The organism is Streptomyces sp. NPDC002209 (assembly GCF_042890265.1).
Taxonomy (GTDB): domain Bacteria; phylum Actinomycetota; class Actinomycetes; order Streptomycetales; family Streptomycetaceae; genus Streptomyces.
Window position 1 is genome coordinate 83,326 of the sequence record NZ_JBIARX010000011.1, and the last position, 16,951, is coordinate 100,276.

Annotated in this window: 13 protein-coding genes and 1 tRNA gene; 12 read left to right on the forward strand and 2 right to left on the reverse strand. The window is 67.7% G+C overall.

What is annotated here, in order from left to right:
* Positions 1-31 precede the first annotated feature (31 nt).
* Genes ACFYXK_RS22310 through ACFYXK_RS22320 form a run of 3 tightly spaced genes read left to right on the forward strand, consistent with a single transcriptional unit; the run spans position 32 to position 1,980 of the window.
* A complete protein-coding gene (locus ACFYXK_RS22310; RefSeq protein ID WP_389412711.1) occupies positions 32-436 on the forward strand; it encodes a DUF3291 domain-containing protein in 405 nt (134 codons plus the stop codon).
* On the forward strand, positions 433-1,548 hold the full coding sequence (locus tag ACFYXK_RS22315) for a UDP-N-acetylmuramate dehydrogenase (RefSeq protein ID WP_389412712.1): 1,116 nt from the start codon (positions 433-435) through the stop codon (positions 1,546-1,548). Before ACFYXK_RS22310 ends, ACFYXK_RS22315 begins: the two co-directional genes overlap by 4 nt.
* Positions 1,549-1,563: 15 nt before the next feature.
* Positions 1,564-1,980, forward strand: coding sequence for a hypothetical protein (locus ACFYXK_RS22320; RefSeq protein WP_389412713.1), 417 nt, complete (start codon positions 1,564-1,566; stop codon positions 1,978-1,980).
* A 3-nt stretch (positions 1,981-1,983) separates the two neighbouring features.
* Here the strand turns inward: ACFYXK_RS22320 and ACFYXK_RS22325 are convergent, their stop codons facing one another.
* On the reverse strand, positions 1,984-3,003 hold the full coding sequence (locus ACFYXK_RS22325) for an adenosine deaminase (protein WP_389412714.1): 1,020 nt from the start codon (positions 3,001-3,003) through the stop codon (positions 1,984-1,986).
* A 144-nt stretch (positions 3,004-3,147) separates the two neighbouring features.
* The gene (locus ACFYXK_RS22330; protein ID WP_389412715.1) at positions 3,148-4,374 is read right to left on the reverse strand and encodes a pyridoxal phosphate-dependent aminotransferase; all 1,227 of its coding nucleotides are present in this window, start codon (positions 4,372-4,374) and stop codon (positions 3,148-3,150) included.
* 192 nt (positions 4,375-4,566) lie between these two features.
* Between ACFYXK_RS22330 and ACFYXK_RS22335 the strand changes: the two genes are divergently transcribed.
* From ACFYXK_RS22335 to ACFYXK_RS22375, 9 genes are all read left to right on the forward strand, one after another.
* Positions 4,567-4,639 (forward strand) — tRNA-Trp (locus ACFYXK_RS22335).
* Between the two features lie 105 nt (positions 4,640-4,744).
* The gene (gene secE, locus ACFYXK_RS22340) at positions 4,745-5,026 is read left to right on the forward strand and encodes a preprotein translocase subunit SecE (RefSeq protein WP_030298162.1); all 282 of its coding nucleotides are present in this window, start codon (positions 4,745-4,747) and stop codon (positions 5,024-5,026) included.
* An 84-nt stretch (positions 5,027-5,110) separates the two neighbouring features.
* Positions 5,111-6,031 (forward strand): transcription termination/antitermination protein NusG, encoded by a 921-nt coding sequence (nusG, locus tag ACFYXK_RS22345; protein WP_389412716.1) that lies wholly within the window; start codon positions 5,111-5,113, stop codon positions 6,029-6,031.
* Positions 6,032-6,200: 169 nt separating this feature from the next.
* Positions 6,201-6,635, forward strand: a complete 435-nt coding sequence (gene rplK, locus ACFYXK_RS22350) for a 50S ribosomal protein L11 (RefSeq protein WP_030154660.1) — start codon at positions 6,201-6,203, stop codon at positions 6,633-6,635.
* A gap of 87 nt (positions 6,636-6,722) precedes the next feature.
* Positions 6,723-7,451, forward strand: a complete 729-nt coding sequence (gene rplA / locus ACFYXK_RS22355) for a 50S ribosomal protein L1 (protein ID WP_030767269.1) — start codon at positions 6,723-6,725, stop codon at positions 7,449-7,451.
* 385 nt (positions 7,452-7,836) lie between these two features.
* Positions 7,837-8,367: a 50S ribosomal protein L10 gene (gene rplJ / locus ACFYXK_RS22360; RefSeq protein ID WP_099889951.1), complete on the forward strand. Its 531-nt coding sequence runs from the start codon at positions 7,837-7,839 to the stop codon at positions 8,365-8,367.
* Positions 8,368-8,477: 110 nt separating this feature from the next.
* On the forward strand, positions 8,478-8,861 hold the full coding sequence (gene rplL, locus ACFYXK_RS22365) for a 50S ribosomal protein L7/L12 (protein WP_328968991.1): 384 nt from the start codon (positions 8,478-8,480) through the stop codon (positions 8,859-8,861).
* A gap of 606 nt (positions 8,862-9,467) precedes the next feature.
* On the forward strand, positions 9,468-12,950 hold the full coding sequence (rpoB, locus tag ACFYXK_RS22370) for a DNA-directed RNA polymerase subunit beta (protein ID WP_389412717.1): 3,483 nt from the start codon (positions 9,468-9,470) through the stop codon (positions 12,948-12,950).
* 97 nt (positions 12,951-13,047) lie between these two features.
* Complete coding sequence (locus tag ACFYXK_RS22375) at positions 13,048-16,947, forward strand: DNA-directed RNA polymerase subunit beta' (RefSeq protein ID WP_383514189.1); 3,900 nt, start codon at positions 13,048-13,050, stop codon at positions 16,945-16,947.
* Positions 16,948-16,951: the final 4 nt, after the last annotated feature.

A 16,951-nucleotide genomic window follows, 5' to 3' on the forward strand; every position in this document is an offset into this window, starting at 1 on the left:
TAGCGGACCACCACGGAAAGGAGTCCACGCCATGCCCGACATCCCCTGGTCCACGCCCACCCCGCCCGCCCCCGGCACCGAGGTCTACGTCATGGCCTCCCGCTTCGAGACCGAGACCCTCGCCGGCGCCTTCCGGTTCTTCCTCAGGTCGCCCGGCATCATCCGCCAGATCCGCTCCGCCCCCGGCGCCCACGGCGTCGCCCTGCGGGCCCGGGTCTTCAGCCGGACCTTCCTGACCCTCTCCGCCTGGCAGGACCGCGACGCGCTCCACCGCTTCGCCCGCAGCGAGCCGCACCGGTCCAGCTCCCGCGCCGCCGCCGCGTTCATGCGGGAGTCGGCCTTCACCTTCTGGACCGCGCCGGCCTCCGCGCTCCCGATCACCTGGGCCGAGGCCGAGCGCCGGCTGGCCGAAGACGGACGGGAAGCCCGCTCGTGACGTACGGTCCGTGGCCCCGCAGGGATGCGAGGGGTACGGACCGTACTCTTGTCCACGTGCAGGAACTCCACGACGCCCCCCTCGCCCCCCTGACCACCTTCCGCCTCGGTGGCCCCGCCACCCGTCTGGTCACCGCGACCACCGACGCCGAGGTGGTCGACGCCGTCCGCACCGCGGACGAGAGCGGCACCCCGCTCCTCGTCATCGGCGGCGGCAGCAACCTGGTCATCGGCGACCGCGGCTTCGAAGGCACCGCCCTGCGCATCGCGACGACCGGCTTCCACCTCGACGGCACCACCCTGGAGCTCGCCGCCGGCGAGAACTGGAGCGACGCCGTCGCCCGCAGCGTCGAGGCGGGCCTGGCCGGCATCGAGTGCCTCGCCGGAATCCCCGGCTCCGCCGGTGCCACCCCGATCCAGAACGTCGGGGCGTACGGCCAGGAGGTCTGCGACACCATCACCGAGGTCGTCGCGTACGACCGCACCCGGCGCGAGACGGTCACACTGGCCGCCGCCGAGTGCGCCTTCTCGTACCGCGACAGCCTCTTCAAGCACCAGCCCGAGCGGTACGTCGTCCTGCGCGTCCGCTTCGCCCTGGAGGACGCGGGCGGCCTGTCCGCGCCGATCAAGTACCCCGAGACCGCCCGCGCCCTCGGCGTCGAGGCCGGCGACCGGGTCCCGGCCGCGCAGGCCCGCGAGACCGTACTGCGCCTGCGCGCAGGCAAGGGCATGGTCCTCGACCCCGCCGACCACGACACCTGGTCCGCCGGCTCCTTCTTCCACAACCCGATCCTGAGCGACGAGGCGTACGCCGCCTTCCTCGCCCGCGTCCAGGACCGGCTCGGAGCCGAAACCACCCCGCCCGCGTACCCCGCCGGCCACGGCCGTACGAAGACCAGCGCGGCCTGGCTGATCGACAAGGCCGGTTTCACCAAGGGCTACGGAACCGGCCCCGCCCGCATCTCCACCAAGCACACCCTCGCGCTGACCAACCGCGGCGAGGCCACCACCGAGGACCTCCTCGCCCTGGCCCGCGAGGTCGTCGCGGGCGTCCACGCGGCCTTCGGCGTCACCCTGGTCAACGAGCCGGTGACGGTCGGCGTCAGCATCTGAGGAGTCCCGGCCGCCATGCTCTGTCCACTGCACGGGGCCGGTACGGACCCCACCCGCCTGGTGGGACGCACGATCAGCAGGATCGTCGCGTCCTGGCACGTCTACGAGGGCGAGCGCTCCGAGGCGCCGCTCGACGTCTGGCTGATCGACAGCGAGGGCGATTCCACCCGGATCAGCACCGGGTCCGACCGGTGCCTGATCGTCGAATCCGCGCCGCCCCACGAGCCGTACGACATGGGGGAGTGGGGCCGGATCGAGGTCGGCGAGGACCTCGGCGACCACCCGTTCCTGCGGCACCTCGGCGACACGGTGGCAAGCGTGGCCGAGTTCGCGGCGCCGGAGACCGGGCGCACGCAGCTGGAGATCGGCTTCCCCGACGGCGACCGGGTACGGGCCGACTGCTGGGAGGGCGACCTGCGGCTCACCCGGTGACCGTCAGGAAGCCAGCCAGTGGTCGATCCCGGCCAGCAGCTTGTCCTGCACGTCCTCCGGCGCCGCGCTTCCGCGCACCGACTGCCGGGCCAGCTCGGCGAGCTCCGCGTCCGTGAAGGCGTGGTGGCGGCGGGCGATCTCGTACTGCGCCGCCAGCCGGGATCCGAACAGCAGCGGGTCGTCCGCGCCCAGCGCCATCGGCACCCCGGCCTCGAAGAGGGTGCGCAGCGGGACGTCCTCGGGCCGCTCGTAGACCCCGAGGGCGACGTTCGACGCCGGGCAGACCTCGCACGTGATCTGCCGGTCCGCGAGCCGCTTCAGCAGGCGCGGGTCCTCGGCGGCCCGTACGCCGTGGCCGATGCGGGAGGCGTGCAGATCGTCCAGGCAGTCCCGTACGGAGGCGGGTCCGGTGAGCTCGCCGCCGTGCGGAGCCGCGAGCAGGCCGCCCTCGCGGGCGATGGCGAAGGCCCGGTCGAAGTCGCGGGCCATGCCGCGGCGCTCGTCGTTGGAGAGCCCGAAGCCGACGATGCCGCGGTCGGCGTAGCGGACGGCGAGGCGGGCGAGGGTACGGGCGTCGAGGGGGTGCTTCATGCGGTTGGCGGCGATGAGGACCCGCATGCCGAGCCCGGTCTCGCGGGAGGCCGCCTCGACGGCGTCCAGGATGATCTCGACGGCCGGGATCATGCCGCCGAGCAGGGGGGCGTAGGACGTGGGATCCACCTGGATCTCCAGCCAGCCGCTGCCGTCCCGTACGTCCTCCTCGGCGGCCTCGCGGACGAGGCGGCGGATGTCCTCGGGCTCGCGCAGGCAGGAGCGCGCGGCGTCGTAGAGGCGCTGGAAGCGGAACCAGCCGCGCTCGTCGGTGGCGCGGAGCTTGGGCGGCTCGCCGGCGGTGAGGGCCTCGGGGAGGCGGACGCCGTACTTGTCGGCGAGCTCCAGGAGGGTCGATGGGCGCATCGACCCCGTGAAGTGCAGGTGGAGGTGGGCTTTCGGCAGAAGCGTGAGATCGCGTACGTGCTCCATCTGGTGATCCTGCCGTACCGCTGCGCCCGGCGGGAGGGGGTTTTACCTTTTGGGGGCTTGCCCGAACGCGAGAGCGGGGCCGGATGCGGCTGAGCGGCGCCGCCCCGGTGGGGCTGCGCCGCTCGGATCCGGCTGCCCGGCGCTCTAGGCCTTGGCCTCCGCGAGGAGCTTCTGGATGCGGGACACGCCCTCGACCAGGTCCTCGTCGCCCAGGGCGTAGGACAGGCGCAGGTAGCCCGGGGTGCCGAAGGCCTCGCCCGGGACGACCGCGACCTCGACCTCGTCCAGGATCAGGGCGGCGAGCTCGACGGAGCTCTGCGGGCGCTTGCCGCGGATCTCCTTGCCGATGAGCTCCTTGACCGACGGGTACGCGTAGAACGCGCCCTCGGGGGTCGGGCAGAAGACGCCGTCGATCTCGTTGAGCATCTTCACCATCGTCTGGCGGCGCCGGTCGAAGGCCTTGCGCATCTCCGCGACCGCGTCGAGGTTGCCCGAGACGGCGGCCAGCGCGGCGACCTGGGCCACGTTGGAGACGTTGGAGGTGGCGTGCGACTGCAGGTTGGTCGCCGCCTTGATGACGTCCTGCGGGGCGATGACCCAGCCCACGCGCCAGCCGGTCATCGCGTACGTCTTGGCGACGCCGTTGACGACGATGCACTTGTCGCGCAGGGCCGGGACCAGCACCGGCAGCGAGGTGAACTTCGCCTCGCCGTAGACGAGGTGCTCGTAGATCTCGTCCGTGAGGACCCACAGGCCGTGCTCGGCGGCCCACTCGCCGATCGCGCGGGCGTCGGCCTCGCTGTAGACCGAGCCGGTCGGGTTCGACGGGGAGACGAACAGGACGACCTTGGTGCGCTCGGTGCGGGCGGCCTCGAGCTGCTCGACGGACACGCGGTAGCCGGTGGTCTCGTCGGCGACGACCTCGACCGGGACACCGCCGGCGAGGCGGATCGACTCGGGGTAGGTGGTCCAGTACGGAGCCGGGACGATGACCTCGTCACCCGGGTCCAGGATGGCGGCGAACGCCTCGTAGATCGCCTGCTTGCCGCCGTTGGTCACGAGGACCTGCGACGCGTCGACCTCGTAGCCGGAGTCGCGCAGCGTCTTCGCGGCGATCGCGGCCTTCAGCTCGGGCAGCCCCCCGGCCGGCGTGTAGCGGTGGTACTTCGGGTTGCGGCAGGCCTCGACCGCGGCCTCGACGATGTAGTCCGGGGTCGGGAAGTCGGGCTCGCCCGCGCCGAAGCCGATGACCGGGCGCCCGGCGGCCTTGAGGGCCTTGGCCTTGGCGTCCACGGCGAGGGTGGCGGACTCGGAAATGGCGCCGATACGGGCGGACACCCGGCGCTCGGAGGAAGGCGTTGCAGAGGTCATGCGGCCAATCGTCCCAGACGCCCCAGAGGCGCCGCACACCGTTTCAGTCATCGGACGGAGCAGCCTGCAATGTGCTCTGTTCGACGTCAGGGCCCGGACCACGTACACTCACCTGTCGTTGGACCCCGCCGATCACTCCAGAGCGCGAGCACTCCGTGCACTCGTCTGGATGCGGTAGGTTGGGGGACGCAAAGGGTCGTAGCTCAATTGGTAGAGCACTGGTCTCCAAAACCAGCGGTTGGGGGTTCGAGTCCCTCCGGCCCTGCTCCACACTCCTTCTCGGACGTGTGCGCAGGTACGTACTTCGATGCAACGCCGTGCGGCGCAACCGGGCGCGGCTACGGCCACGACCCGGATTCAGGTGAGAGACGTGACGGACGCCCTGGGCTCCATCGACATGCCTGACGCCGAGGACGACACCCGCGAGAAGAAGGCCCGAAAGGGCGGCAAGCGCGGGAAGAAGGGTCCTCTGGGCCGGCTTGCACTGTTCTACCGCCAGATCGTCGCGGAGCTCCGCAAGGTCGTCTGGCCGACGCGCAATCAGCTCACGACGTACACCACCGTGGTGATTGTCTTCGTCGTCATCATGATCGGTCTGGTGACCGTGATTGACTATGGGTTCCAGGAAGCCATCAAGTTCGTCTTCGGCTGATCCCCGCGGAGGGCGGCGCCTTGATGGGTGCCGCCCGTTTTCGCATGTTCGACCACCTTTTGTATCCAGGAAGAAGCAGCCACCGTGTCTGACCCGAACCTGAACGCGAGCCACGACTCCGTCGAGTCCGTCGAGGACGCGCTCGACATCGTCGAGGCGGCAGACGCTGTGGACCCGGACGAGGTCGAGCTCGCCGACGCCGAGGCCGGTGTCGCCGCCGAAGAGGCCGCGCTGCACATCGAGGACGAGGTCGACGCCGAGTCCGAGGACGACGCCGAGGTCGAAGAGGCCGCCGACGAGGACGAAGAGGCGGCCGAGGAGACCGAGGCAGCCGACGAGGTCGAGGCCGAGGCCGCCGAGGAGACCGAGGCCGAGCCCGCCGAGCCCGTCGACCCCATCCAGGCCCTGCGCGAGGAGCTGCGCCTCCTGCCCGGCGAGTGGTACGTGATCCACACCTACGCCGGCTACGAGAAGCGCGTGAAGGCCAACCTGGAGCAGCGCGCCGTCTCGCTGAACGTCGAGGAGTTCATCTACCAGGCCGAGGTGCCCGAGGAAGAGATCGTCCAGATCAAGAACGGCGAGCGCAAGAACGTCCGGCAGAACAAGCTGCCCGGCTACGTTCTCGTCCGCATGGATCTGACGAACGAGTCCTGGGGCGTCGTCCGCAACACCCCCGGTGTCACCGGCTTCGTCGGCAACGCGTACGACCCGTACCCGCTGACGCTGGACGAGATCGTCAAGATGCTCGCCCCGGAGGCGCAGGAGAAGGCCGCCAAGGCCGCCGCGGAAGAGGCCGGCCTGCCCGCGCCCGCCGTCAAGCGCACCATCGAGGTCCTGGACTTCGAGGTCGGCGACTCGGTCACCGTCACCGACGGCCCGTTCGCGACGCTGCAGGCGACCATCAACGAGATCAACCCCGACTCGAAGAAGGTCAAGGGCCTCGTCGAGATCTTCGGTCGCGAGACTCCGGTCGAGCTCAGCTTCGACCAGATCCAGAAGAACTGAACTGATCTTCTGAAGCAAGCTTCCGGACAGGTCAGATCGCCCCGCAAAGGGCGGTCTGACCTGCTCGGTTTTTAGCCCCGCTCCGATACCCGTTATCGTGGTGCGGTATGCCTCCATCCGGATGACCGGATCGGCGGCGAAAAACTCTCACTAGGACCCGGAGAGAGCAATGCCTCCCAAGAAGAAGAAGGTCACGGGGCTTATCAAGCTCCAGATCAAGGCCGGTGCGGCCAACCCGGCTCCGCCGGTCGGCCCCGCGCTCGGTCAGCACGGCGTCAACATCATGGAGTTCTGCAAGGCCTACAACGCCGCGACCGAGTCGCAGCGTGGCATGGTCGTGCCGGTGGAGATCACGGTCTACGAGGACCGCACCTTCACCTTCATCACCAAGACTCCGCCGGCCGCGCGCCTGATCCTCAAGGCCGCGGGCATCGAGAAGGGCTCCGGCGAGCCCCACAAGACCAAGGTCGCCAAGCTCACCGGCGCCCAGGTCCGCGAGATCGCCGAGCTGAAGATGCCCGACCTCAACGCCAACGACGTCGACGCCGCGATGAAGATCATCGCCGGCACCGCGCGCTCGATGGGCGTCACGGTCGAAGGCTGATCCAGCCACCCCAGCACCACCAGTGGTAGGACCAAGCGCTGGTCCGCACCACGACTCCATGCCTGAAGCCGAAATACAGGAGCAGAAGTGAAGCGCAGCAAGACTCTCCGCGCTGCGGACGCCAAGGTCGACCGGGAGAAGCTGTACGCCCCGCTCGAGGCCGTCCGTCTCGCCAAGGAGACCTCCACGACCAAGTTCGACGCCACCGTCGAGGTTGCCTTCCGCCTGGGTGTCGACCCGCGCAAGGCCGACCAGATGGTCCGTGGCACCGTGAACCTCCCGCACGGCACCGGTAAGACCGCCCGGGTCCTGGTCTTCGCGACCGGTGACCGTGCTGCGGCCGCGGAAGCCGCCGGCGCCGACATCGTCGGCGACGACGAGCTGATCAACGAGATCGCCAAGGGCAACCGCCTGAACGAGTTCGACGCGGTTGTCGCCACCCCGGACCTCATGGGCAAGGTCGGCCGCCTCGGCCGCGTGCTCGGTCCCCGTGGCCTGATGCCGAACCCGAAGACCGGCACCGTCACCATGGACGTTGCCAAGGCTGTCACCGAGATCAAGGGTGGCAAGATCGAGTTCCGTGTCGACAAGCACTCGAACCTGCACTTCATCATCGGCAAGGTCTCCTTCTCCGATGAGCAGCTGGTCGAGAACTACGGTGCGGCCCTGGACGAGATCCTTCGTCTGAAGCCGTCCGCCGCGAAGGGCCGCTACGTCAAGAAGGCCGCCCTGAGCACCACGATGGGCCCCGGCATCCAGCTGGACTCGAACCGCACCCGGAACCTCCTCGTCGAGGAAGACCCGGCCGCTGTCTGAGCCCCCCGCTGAGCCTCCGGCTCACCTGAGTGGCTGAAACGGGCCCCTCGCCCCCTCACAGGGCGGCGAGGGGCCCGTTTTCTTGCTCCGGGACGGCCTCCGGGCGCAGCGGGCCGGGGCCGCCGGCCTCGGCCGCTGACCGATTTGCCTGACCGGTGCCGGGTCGCGTAGTCTTCACCAGAAGCCAAAGACCGCTGGTCGTTGCCGTGCCCGCAAGGGTTCGGTGGCCGAAGGATCCGCTGACTGCGGACGACCCGCGTAGGTGACTGTGGAAGGTTCCCGGAATTCGTTCCGGTTGAGCCACGCCCTGGCGCCTGCGCCGGGGCGTTTCTTATTTCAGCCCCTTCTGAGCGGTCCTCATCACCCGGAAGGAGGCGAACGCACCATGCCGACGCCCAACAAGGCTGCATCGGTAGCCGAGCTCAAGGACGCGTTCCAGAGCTCGAACGCCGCCGTGCTGACCGAGTACCGGGGTCTCACCGTCGCGCAGCTCAAGACGCTGCGTCGCTCCCTTGGTGAGAACGCCCAGTACGCCGTGGTGAAGAACACGCTGACCAAGATTGCGGCCAACCAGGCCGGGATCACCGCGCTGGACGAGCACTTCGCTGGTCCGACCGCGGTCGCCTTCATCACCGGTGACCCGGTGGAGTCGGCGAAGAGCCTGCGTGACTTCGCCAAGGAAAACCCCAACCTCATCATCAAGGCGGGTGTCCTTGATGGTAAGGCGCTCACCGCCGATGAGATCAAGAAGCTTGCGGACCTCGAGTCCCGCGAGGTTCTGCTCAGCAAGCTGGCCGGCGCGTTCAAGGGCAAGCAGTCCCAGGCTGCCTCGCTCTTCCAGGCGCTGCCGTCGAAGTTCGTCCGCACTGCGGAAGCGCTTCGCGTCAAGCTCGCCGAGCAGGGCGGTGCCGAGTAATTCGGCTCGCGCACTGATCCACGCCGCCTAGTGCGTGGGTCGTAGCGGGCCGTTACGCCCGCCTCTATATACATCCGGCACCTGCCGATTTAGTGGAAGGATCGCCCATCATGGCGAAGCTCTCTCAGGACGACCTCCTCGCCCAGTTCGAGGAGATGACCCTCATCGAGCTCTCCGAGTTCGTGAAGGCCTTCGAGGAGAAGTTCGACGTCACCGCCGCCGCGGCCGTCGCCGTTGCCGGTCCGGCCGGCCCGGGCGCCGTTGCCGAGGCCGAGGAGGAGAAGGACGAGTTCGACGTCATCCTCACCGGTGCGGGCGACAAGAAGATCCAGGTCATCAAGGTCGTGCGTGAGCTGACCTCCCTGGGCCTGAAGGAGGCCAAGGACCTCGTCGACGGCACCCCGAAGCCGGTCCTCGAGAAGGTCAACAAGGAGGCCGCCGAGAAGGCTGCCGAGTCCCTCAAGGCTGCCGGTGCGGCCGTCGAGGTCAAGTAACACCTCCGGGGCCCTCTGAGGCCCCAACCAAGGGCGATCACCCGTAAGGGTGGTCGCCCTTTGGCGTATCCGCAGTGCCTGACTTGCCCTGGTCCCGTTGGGGAGTAGGGTGATCATCGTTGCCCCGCGGTCGGGTCCGGAGATGATCCGCACGGAGCAGGGGGCCTTGACGAACGGCACGCGGCGCGCAATTCTCAGACCCGTTGCGGGATCGGTCCGCCCGATCCGGGATCCGGGACACGGATCCGAGATCCGAGGCATGGATCGGCTACGAAGAGGGCAGTACTGATACGCGCTCTGTAGGTACGGGCCGCAATGTGGGACGCAGGATCGCAGGGTTGCAGGGTTGGTTTAGACGACATGGGGAAGGCCTGTTGCCGGTTTCCGGAAACCTGGTCTGGACATCAGTGAGCCAAGTGGCTACACTGACCCTTTGCGCTGCCTGTTAGCTGCCCCCTGCCCGTCGCCAGGGGCATGCCCACGCTCGAGCACACTTGATTGATACGCCCTGACCAGGCCTTATCGGCCAGATCAGGCGGGCCGTCTTCTGTGTCAGCTGGGACCGGTACGCGCGTAGTGAGTCCGAGCCCTCGGAAGGACCCCCTCTTGGCCGCCTCGCGCAACGCCTCGACCAATACGAACACCGGTGCCAGCACCGCCCCGCTGCGCATCTCCTTTGCAAAGATCAAGGAGCCCCTCGAGGTTCCGAACCTCCTGGCGCTGCAAACCGAGAGCTTTGACTGGCTGCTCGGCAATGCAGCCTGGAAGTCTCGCGTCGAGTCGGCGCTCGAGAGTGGACAGGACGTTCCCACCAAGTCCGGTCTGGAAGAGATCTTCGAGGAGATCTCGCCGATCGAGGACTTCTCCGGTTCGATGTCGCTGACGTTCCGCGACCACCGGTTCGAGCCGGCGAAGAACTCCGTCGACGAGTGCAAGGAGCGCGACTTCACGTACGCGGCGCCGCTCTTCGTCACGGCCGAGTTCACGAACAACGAGACCGGTGAGATCAAGTCTCAGACGGTCTTCATGGGCGATTTCCCGCTCATGACCAACAAGGGCACCTTCGTCATCAACGGCACCGAGCGTGTCGTGGTGTCGCAGCTCGTCCGTTCCCCCGGTGTCTACTTCGACTCCTCCATCGACAAGACGTCCGACAAGGACATCTTCTCCGCCAAGATCATCCCGTCCCGGGGTGCCTGGCTGGAGATGGAGGTCGACAAGCGCGACATGGTCGGTGTCCGCATCGACCGCAAGCGCAAGCAGTCCGTCACCGTCCTCCTGAAGGCTCTCGGCTGGACCACCGAGCAGATCCTCGAGGAGTTCGGCGAGTACGAGTCCATGCGCGCCACCCTGGAGAAGGACCACACCCAGGGCCAGGACGACGCGCTGCTCGACATCTACCGCAAGCTGCGCCCGGGCGAGCCGCCGACCCGCGAGGCCGCTCAGACGCTGCTCGAGAACCTCTACTTCAACCCGAAGCGCTACGACCTCGCGAAGGTCGGCCGCTACAAGGTGAACAAGAAGCTCGGCGCCGACGAGCCGCTCGACGCCGGTGTGCTGACCACCGACGACGTCATCGCGACGATCAAGTACCTGGTCAAGCTGCACGCGGGCGAGACCGAGACGGTCGGCGAGTCGGGCCGGGAGATCGTCGTCGAGACCGACGACATCGACCACTTCGGCAACCGTCGTATCCGCAACGTCGGCGAGCTCATCCAGAACCAGGTCCGTACGGGTCTGGCCCGTATGGAGCGCGTCGTGCGCGAGCGCATGACGACTCAGGACGTCGAGGCGATCACGCCGCAGACCCTGATCAACATCCGGCCGGTCGTCGCCTCCATCAAGGAGTTCTTCGGCACCAGCCAGCTGTCGCAGTTCATGGACCAGAACAACCCGCTGTCGGGCCTGACGCACAAGCGTCGTCTCAACGCCCTCGGCCCGGGTGGTCTGTCCCGTGAGCGGGCCGGCTTCGAGGTCCGTGACGTTCACCCGTCGCACTACGGCCGCATGTGCCCGATCGAGACGCCCGAAGGCCCGAACATCGGTCTGATCGGCTCGCTGGCCTCCTACGGCCGGATCAACCCGTTCGGCTTCATCGAGACCCCGTACCGCAAGGTCGTCGAGGGTGTCGTCACCGACGAGGTCGACTACCTCACGGCCGACGAGGAAGACCGCTTCGTCATCGCCCAGGCGAACGCCGCCCTGAACGATGAGATGCGCTTCACCGAGAACCGCGTCCTGGTCCGCCGTCGTGGTGGCGAGATCGACTACATCGCCGGCGGCGACGTCGACTACATGGACGTCTCGCCGCGCCAGATGGTGTCCGTCGCGACCGCGATGATCCCCTTCCTCGAGCACGACGACGCCAACCGTGCCCTCATGGGCGCGAACATGATGCGCCAGGCCGTTCCGCTCATCAAGGCGGAGGCGCCGCTCGTCGGCACCGGCATGGAGTACCGCTGTGCGGTCGACGCCGGTGACTCGATCAAGGCGGAGAAGGACGGTGTCGTCCAGGAGGTCTCGGCCGACTACATCACCGTCGCCAACGACGACGGCACGTACACCACGTACCGCGTCGCCAAGTTCTCCCGCTCGAACCAGGGCACCTCGGTCAACCAGAAGGTCATCGTCAACGAGGGCGACCGGATCGTCGAGGCCCAGGTCCTCGCCGACGGCCCGGCCACCGAAGAGGGCGAAATGGCCCTCGGCAAGAACCTGCTCGTCGCGTTCATGCCGTGGGAAGGCCACAACTACGAGGACGCGATCATCCTGTCGCAGCGCCTCGTGCAGGACGACGTCCTCTCCTCGATCCACATCGAGGAGCACGAGGTCGACGCCCGTGACACCAAGCTGGGCCCCGAGGAGATCACCCGGGACATCCCGAACGTCTCCGAAGAGGTCCTCGCCGACCTCGACGAGCGCGGCATCATCCGCATCGGTGCGGACGTCGTCGCCGGCGACATCCTGGTCGGCAAGGTCACGCCCAAGGGTGAGACCGAGCTGACCCCGGAGGAGCGCCTGCTCCGCGCGATCTTCGGTGAGAAGGCCCGCGAGGTGCGTGACACCTCGCTCAAGGTGCCTCACGGTGAGATCGGCAAGGTCATCGGTGTCCGCGTCTTCGACCGCGAGGAGGGCGACGAGCTTCCTCCGGGCGTGAACCAGCTGGTCCGCGTCTACGTCGCCCAGAAGCGCAAGATCACCGACGGTGACAAGCTCGCCGGCCGCCACGGCAACAAGGGTGTCATCTCCAAGATCCTTCCGATCGAGGACATGCCCTTCCTCGAGGACGGCACCCCGGTCGACATCATCCTGAACCCGCTGGGTGTCCCGTCCCGAATGAACCCGGGACAGGTCCTGGAGATCCACCTCGGCTGGCTCGCCAGCCGCGGCTGGGACGTCTCCGGCCTGGCGGAGGAGTGGGCCGAGCGTCTGAAGGTCATCGGTGCCGACCGCGTCGAGCCCGGTACCAACGTCGCCACCCCCGTGTTCGACGGCGCCCGCGAGGACGAGCTCGCCGGCCTGTTCGAGCACACCATCCCGAACCGCGACGGTGACCGCCTGGTCCTCCCGTCCGGCAAGGCGCGCCTGTTCGACGGCCGCTCCGGCGAGCCGTTCCCGGACCCGATCTCGGTCGGGTACATGTACATCCTCAAGCTCCACCACCTGGTCGACGACAAGCTCCACGCTCGGTCGACCGGTCCGTACTCGATGATCACGCAGCAGCCGCTGGGTGGTAAGGCGCAGTTCGGTGGCCAGCGCTTCGGTGAGATGGAGGTGTGGGCGCTCGAGGCTTATGGCGCCGCTTACGCCCTCCAGGAGCTGCTGACCATCAAGTCCGACGACGTCACCGGCCGCGTGAAGGTCTACGAGGCCATCGTCAAGGGCGAGAACATCCCCGAGCCGGGCATTCCCGAGTCCTTCAAGGTGCTCATCAAGGAAATGCAGTCGCTCTGCCTCAACGTGGAGGTGCTGTCCTCGGACGGCATGTCCATCGAGATGCGCGACACCGACGAGGACGTCTTCCGCGCGGCGGAGGAGCTCGGTATCGACCTGTCCCGGCGCGAGCCGAGCAGCGTCGAAGAGGTCTGACGGGCCTGACGGGGGGCTCGCTCAAGAGCCCCCCGTCATCCCCGGGACCGTTCAGACCATGATTGAGACTCGACCCCGAAAGAGGGATTGACGCACAGTGCTCGACGTCAACTTCTTCGACGAGCTGCGGATCGGCCTTGCCACCGCGGACGACATCCGAACCTGGTCGCACGGCGAGGTCAAGAAGCCGGAGACCATCAACTACCGCACCCTCAAGCCCGAGAAGGACGGACTCTTCTGCGAGAAGATCTTCGGTCCTACCCGGGACTGGGAGTGCTACTGCGGCAAGTACAAGCGTGTCCGCTTCAAGGGCATCATCTGTGAGCGCTGTGGCGTCGAGGTCACGCGCGCCAAGGTGCGTCGTGAGCGGATGGGCCACATCGAGCTTGCCGCTCCCGTCACCCACATCTGGTACTTCAAGGGCGTCCCGTCGCGCCTTGGCTACCTGCTGGACCTCGCGCCGAAGGACCTCGAGAAGGTCATCTACTTCGCCGCGTACATGATCACGTTCGTCGACGACGAGCGCCGTCAGCGCGACCTGCCGTCGCTGGAGGCCCACGTCTCCGTCGAGCGCCAGCAGATCGAGAACCGCCGCGACGCGGACCTCGAAGGCCGTGCCAAGAAGCTCGAGACCGACCTGGCCGAGCTCGAGGCCGAGGGCGCCAAGGCCGACGTGCGCCGCAAGGTGCGCGAAGGCGCCGAGCGCGAGATGAAGCAGCTCCGTGACCGCGCCCAGCGCGAGATCGACCGCCTCGACGAGGTGTGGAACCGCTTCAAGAACCTCAAGGTCCAGGACCTCGAGGGCGACGAGCTGCTCTACCGCGAGCTGCGCGACCGCTTCGGTACGTACTTCGACGGTTCGATGGGTGCCGCGGCGCTGCAGAAGCGCCTGGAGTCCTTCGACCTCGAGGAGGAGGCCGAGCGCCTCCGCGAGATCATCCGTACCGGCAAGGGCCAGAAGAAGACCCGTGCGCTCAAGCGCCTCAAGGTCGTCTCCGCGTTCCTGCAGACCAGCAACAGCCCCAAGGGCATGGTGCTCGACTGCGTGCCGGTCATCCCGCCGGACCTGCGTCCGATGGTGCAGCTGGACGGTGGCCGCTTCGCGACCTCCGACCTGAACGACCTGTACCGCCGCGTGATCAACCGCAACAACCGTCTGAAGCGCCTCCTCGACCTCGGTGCCCCCGAGATCATCGTGAACAACGAGAAGCGCATGCTTCAGGAGGCCGTGGACGCCCTCTTCGACAACGGTCGTCGTGGTCGTCCGGTGACCGGTCCCGGCAACCGTCCGCTGAAGTCCCTGAGCGACATGCTCAAGGGCAAGCAGGGTCGATTCCGTCAGAACCTCCTCGGCAAGCGCGTGGACTACTCCGCGCGTTCCGTGATCGTCGTCGGTCCGCAGCTGAAGCTGCACCAGTGTGGTCTGCCCAAGGCCATGGCGCTGGAGCTCTTCAAGCCGTTCGTGATGAAGCGCCTGGTCGACCTGAACCACGCGCAGAACATCAAGTCGGCGAAGCGCATGGTCGAGCGCGGCCGCACGGTCGTGTACGACGTGCTCGAAGAGGTCATCGCCGAGCACCCGGTGCTGCTGAACCGTGCACCCACGCTGCACCGCCTCGGCATCCAGGCCTTCGAGCCCCAGCTGGTCGAAGGCAAGGCCATCCAGATCCACCCGCTCGTCTGCACCGCGTTCAACGCGGACTTCGACGGTGACCAGATGGCCGTGCACCTGCCGCTCTCCGCGGAGGCGCAGGCCGAGGCCCGCATCCTGATGCTGTCCTCGAACAACATCCTGAAGCCGGCCGACGGCCGTCCGGTCACGATGCCGACCCAGGACATGGTCCTCGGTCTGTTCTTCCTGACCACCGACGGTGAGCTCCGTGACACCAAGGGCGAGGGCCGCGCGTTCGGCTCCACGGCCGAGGCGATCATGGCGTTCGACGCCGGCGAGCTCGCGCTGCAGTCGTCCGTCGACATCCGCTTCCCGGTGGGCACCATCCCGCCGCGCGGCTGGGTGCCGCCGGTCGCCGAAGAGGGCGAGCAGGAGTTCCAGCCGGGCGACAGCTTCCGTCTGCGCACCTCCCTGGGCCGCGCGCTCTTCAACGAGCTGCTGCCCGAGGACTACCCGTTCGTCGACTACTCGGTGGGCAAGAAGCAGCTCTCCGAGATCGTCAACGACCTGGCGGAGCGCTACCCCAAGGTCATCGTGGCGGCGACGCTCGACAACCTGAAGGCGGCCGGCTTCCACTGGGCGACCCGTTCGGGCGTCACCGTGGCCATCTCCGACGTCGTCGTGCCCGAGGCCAAGAAGGGCATCGTCGCGGGCTACGAGGCGATGGACGAGAAGGTCCAGAAGCAGTACGAGCGCGGTCTGATCACCAAGGACGAGCGCACGCAGGAGCTCATCGCGATCTGGACCAAGGCGACCAACGAGGTTGCCGAGGCGATGAACGCGAACTTCCCCAAGACGAACCCCATCTTCATGATGGTTGACTCGGGTGCCCGAGGAAACATGATGCAGATGCGACAGATCGCCGGTATGCGTGGTCTGGTGTCGAACGCGAAGAACGAGACCATCCCGCGTCCGATCAAGGCGTCCTTCCGTGAGGGCCTCACCGTTCTGGAGTACTTCATCTCCACGCACGGTGCCCGTAAGGGTCTGGCGGACACCGCCCTGCGTACCGCCGACTCGGGTTACCTGACCCGTCGTCTGGTGGACGTCTCGCAGGACGTGATCATCCGCGAGGAGGACTGCGGCACCGAGCGCGGCCTGAAGCTGAAGATCGCCGTTCGCGGCGAGGACGGCGTGCTGCGCAAGGCCGACGACGTCGAGACCTCGATCTACGCCCGCATGCTGGCCGAGGACGTCGTCATCGACGGCAAGGTCATCGCGCCGGCCAACGTCGACCTCGGTGACGTCCTGATCGACGCCCTGGTCGCCAACGGCGTCGAGGAGGTCAAGACCCGCTCGGTCCTGACCTGTGAGTCCGCGGTCGGCACCTGTGCCTTCTGCTACGGACGCTCGCTCGCCACCGGCAAGCTGGTCGACATCGGTGAGGCGGTCGGCATCATCGCCGCCCAGTCCATCGGTGAGCCCGGTACCCAGCTGACGATGCGTACCTTCCACACCGGTGGTGTGGCCGGTGACGACATCACGCAGGGTCTGCCGCGTGTCGTCGAGCTCTTCGAGGCCCGTACCCCGAAGGGTGTCGCCCCGATCTCCGAGGCCGCCGGCCGCGTGCGGATCGAGGAGACCGAGAAGACGAAGAAGATCGTCATCACGCCGGACGACGGCAGCGACGAGACGGCCTTCCCGATCTCGAAGCGCGCCAAGGTCATCGTGCACGAGGGTGACCACGTCGAGGTGGGCCAGAAGCTCACCGCGGGTGCCACCAACCCGCACGACGTGCTGCGCATCCTCGGCCAGCGTGCGGTCCAGGTCCACCTGGTCGGCGAAGTCCAGAAGGTCTACAACTCGCAGGGCGTGTCGATCCACGACAAGCACATCGAGATCATCATCCGGCAGATGCTCCGCCGCGTGACGATCATCGAGTCCGGCGATGCGGAGCTCCTGCCGGGCGAGCTCGTCGAGCGCTCGCGCTTCGAGACCGAGAACCGTCGTGTGGTCACCGAGGGCGGTCACCCCGCCTCCGGCCGTCCGCAGCTGATGGGTATCACCAAGGCCTCGCTGGCGACGGAATCCTGGCTGTCGGCCGCCTCCTTCCAGGAGACGACCCGAGTCCTGACGGATGCGGCGATCAACGCCAAGTCCGACAGCCTCATCGGCCTCAAGGAGAACGTCATCATCGGTAAGCTCATCCCGGCCGGTACGGGCCTCGCCCGCTACCGCAACATCCGGGTCGAGCCCACCGAGGAGGCGAAGGCCGCGATGTACTCGGCCGTCGGCTACGACGACATCGACTACTCGCCCTTCGGCACCGGCTCCGGCCAGGCTGTCCCGCTGGAGGACTACGACTACGGCCCGTACAACGGCTAAGAGC

Excerpts from the sequence above, each read along its gene's own strand:
- ACFYXK_RS22330 (WP_389412715.1), bottom strand. The coding sequence starts at position 4,374 with ATGACCTCTGCAACGCCTTCCTCCGAGCGCCGGGTGTCCGCCCGTATC.
- ACFYXK_RS22320 (WP_389412713.1), top strand. The coding sequence starts at position 1,564 with ATGCTCTGTCCACTGCACGGGGCCGGTACGGACCCCACCCGCCTGGTG.
- rplJ (WP_099889951.1), top strand. The coding sequence starts at position 7,837 with ATGCCGACGCCCAACAAGGCTGCATCGGTAGCCGAGCTCAAGGACGCG.
- rplK (WP_030154660.1), top strand. The coding sequence starts at position 6,201 with ATGCCTCCCAAGAAGAAGAAGGTCACGGGGCTTATCAAGCTCCAGATC.
- ACFYXK_RS22325 (WP_389412714.1), bottom strand. The coding sequence starts at position 3,003 with ATGGAGCACGTACGCGATCTCACGCTTCTGCCGAAAGCCCACCTCCAC.
- rplL (WP_328968991.1), top strand. The coding sequence starts at position 8,478 with ATGGCGAAGCTCTCTCAGGACGACCTCCTCGCCCAGTTCGAGGAGATG.
- ACFYXK_RS22310 (WP_389412711.1), top strand. The coding sequence starts at position 32 with ATGCCCGACATCCCCTGGTCCACGCCCACCCCGCCCGCCCCCGGCACC.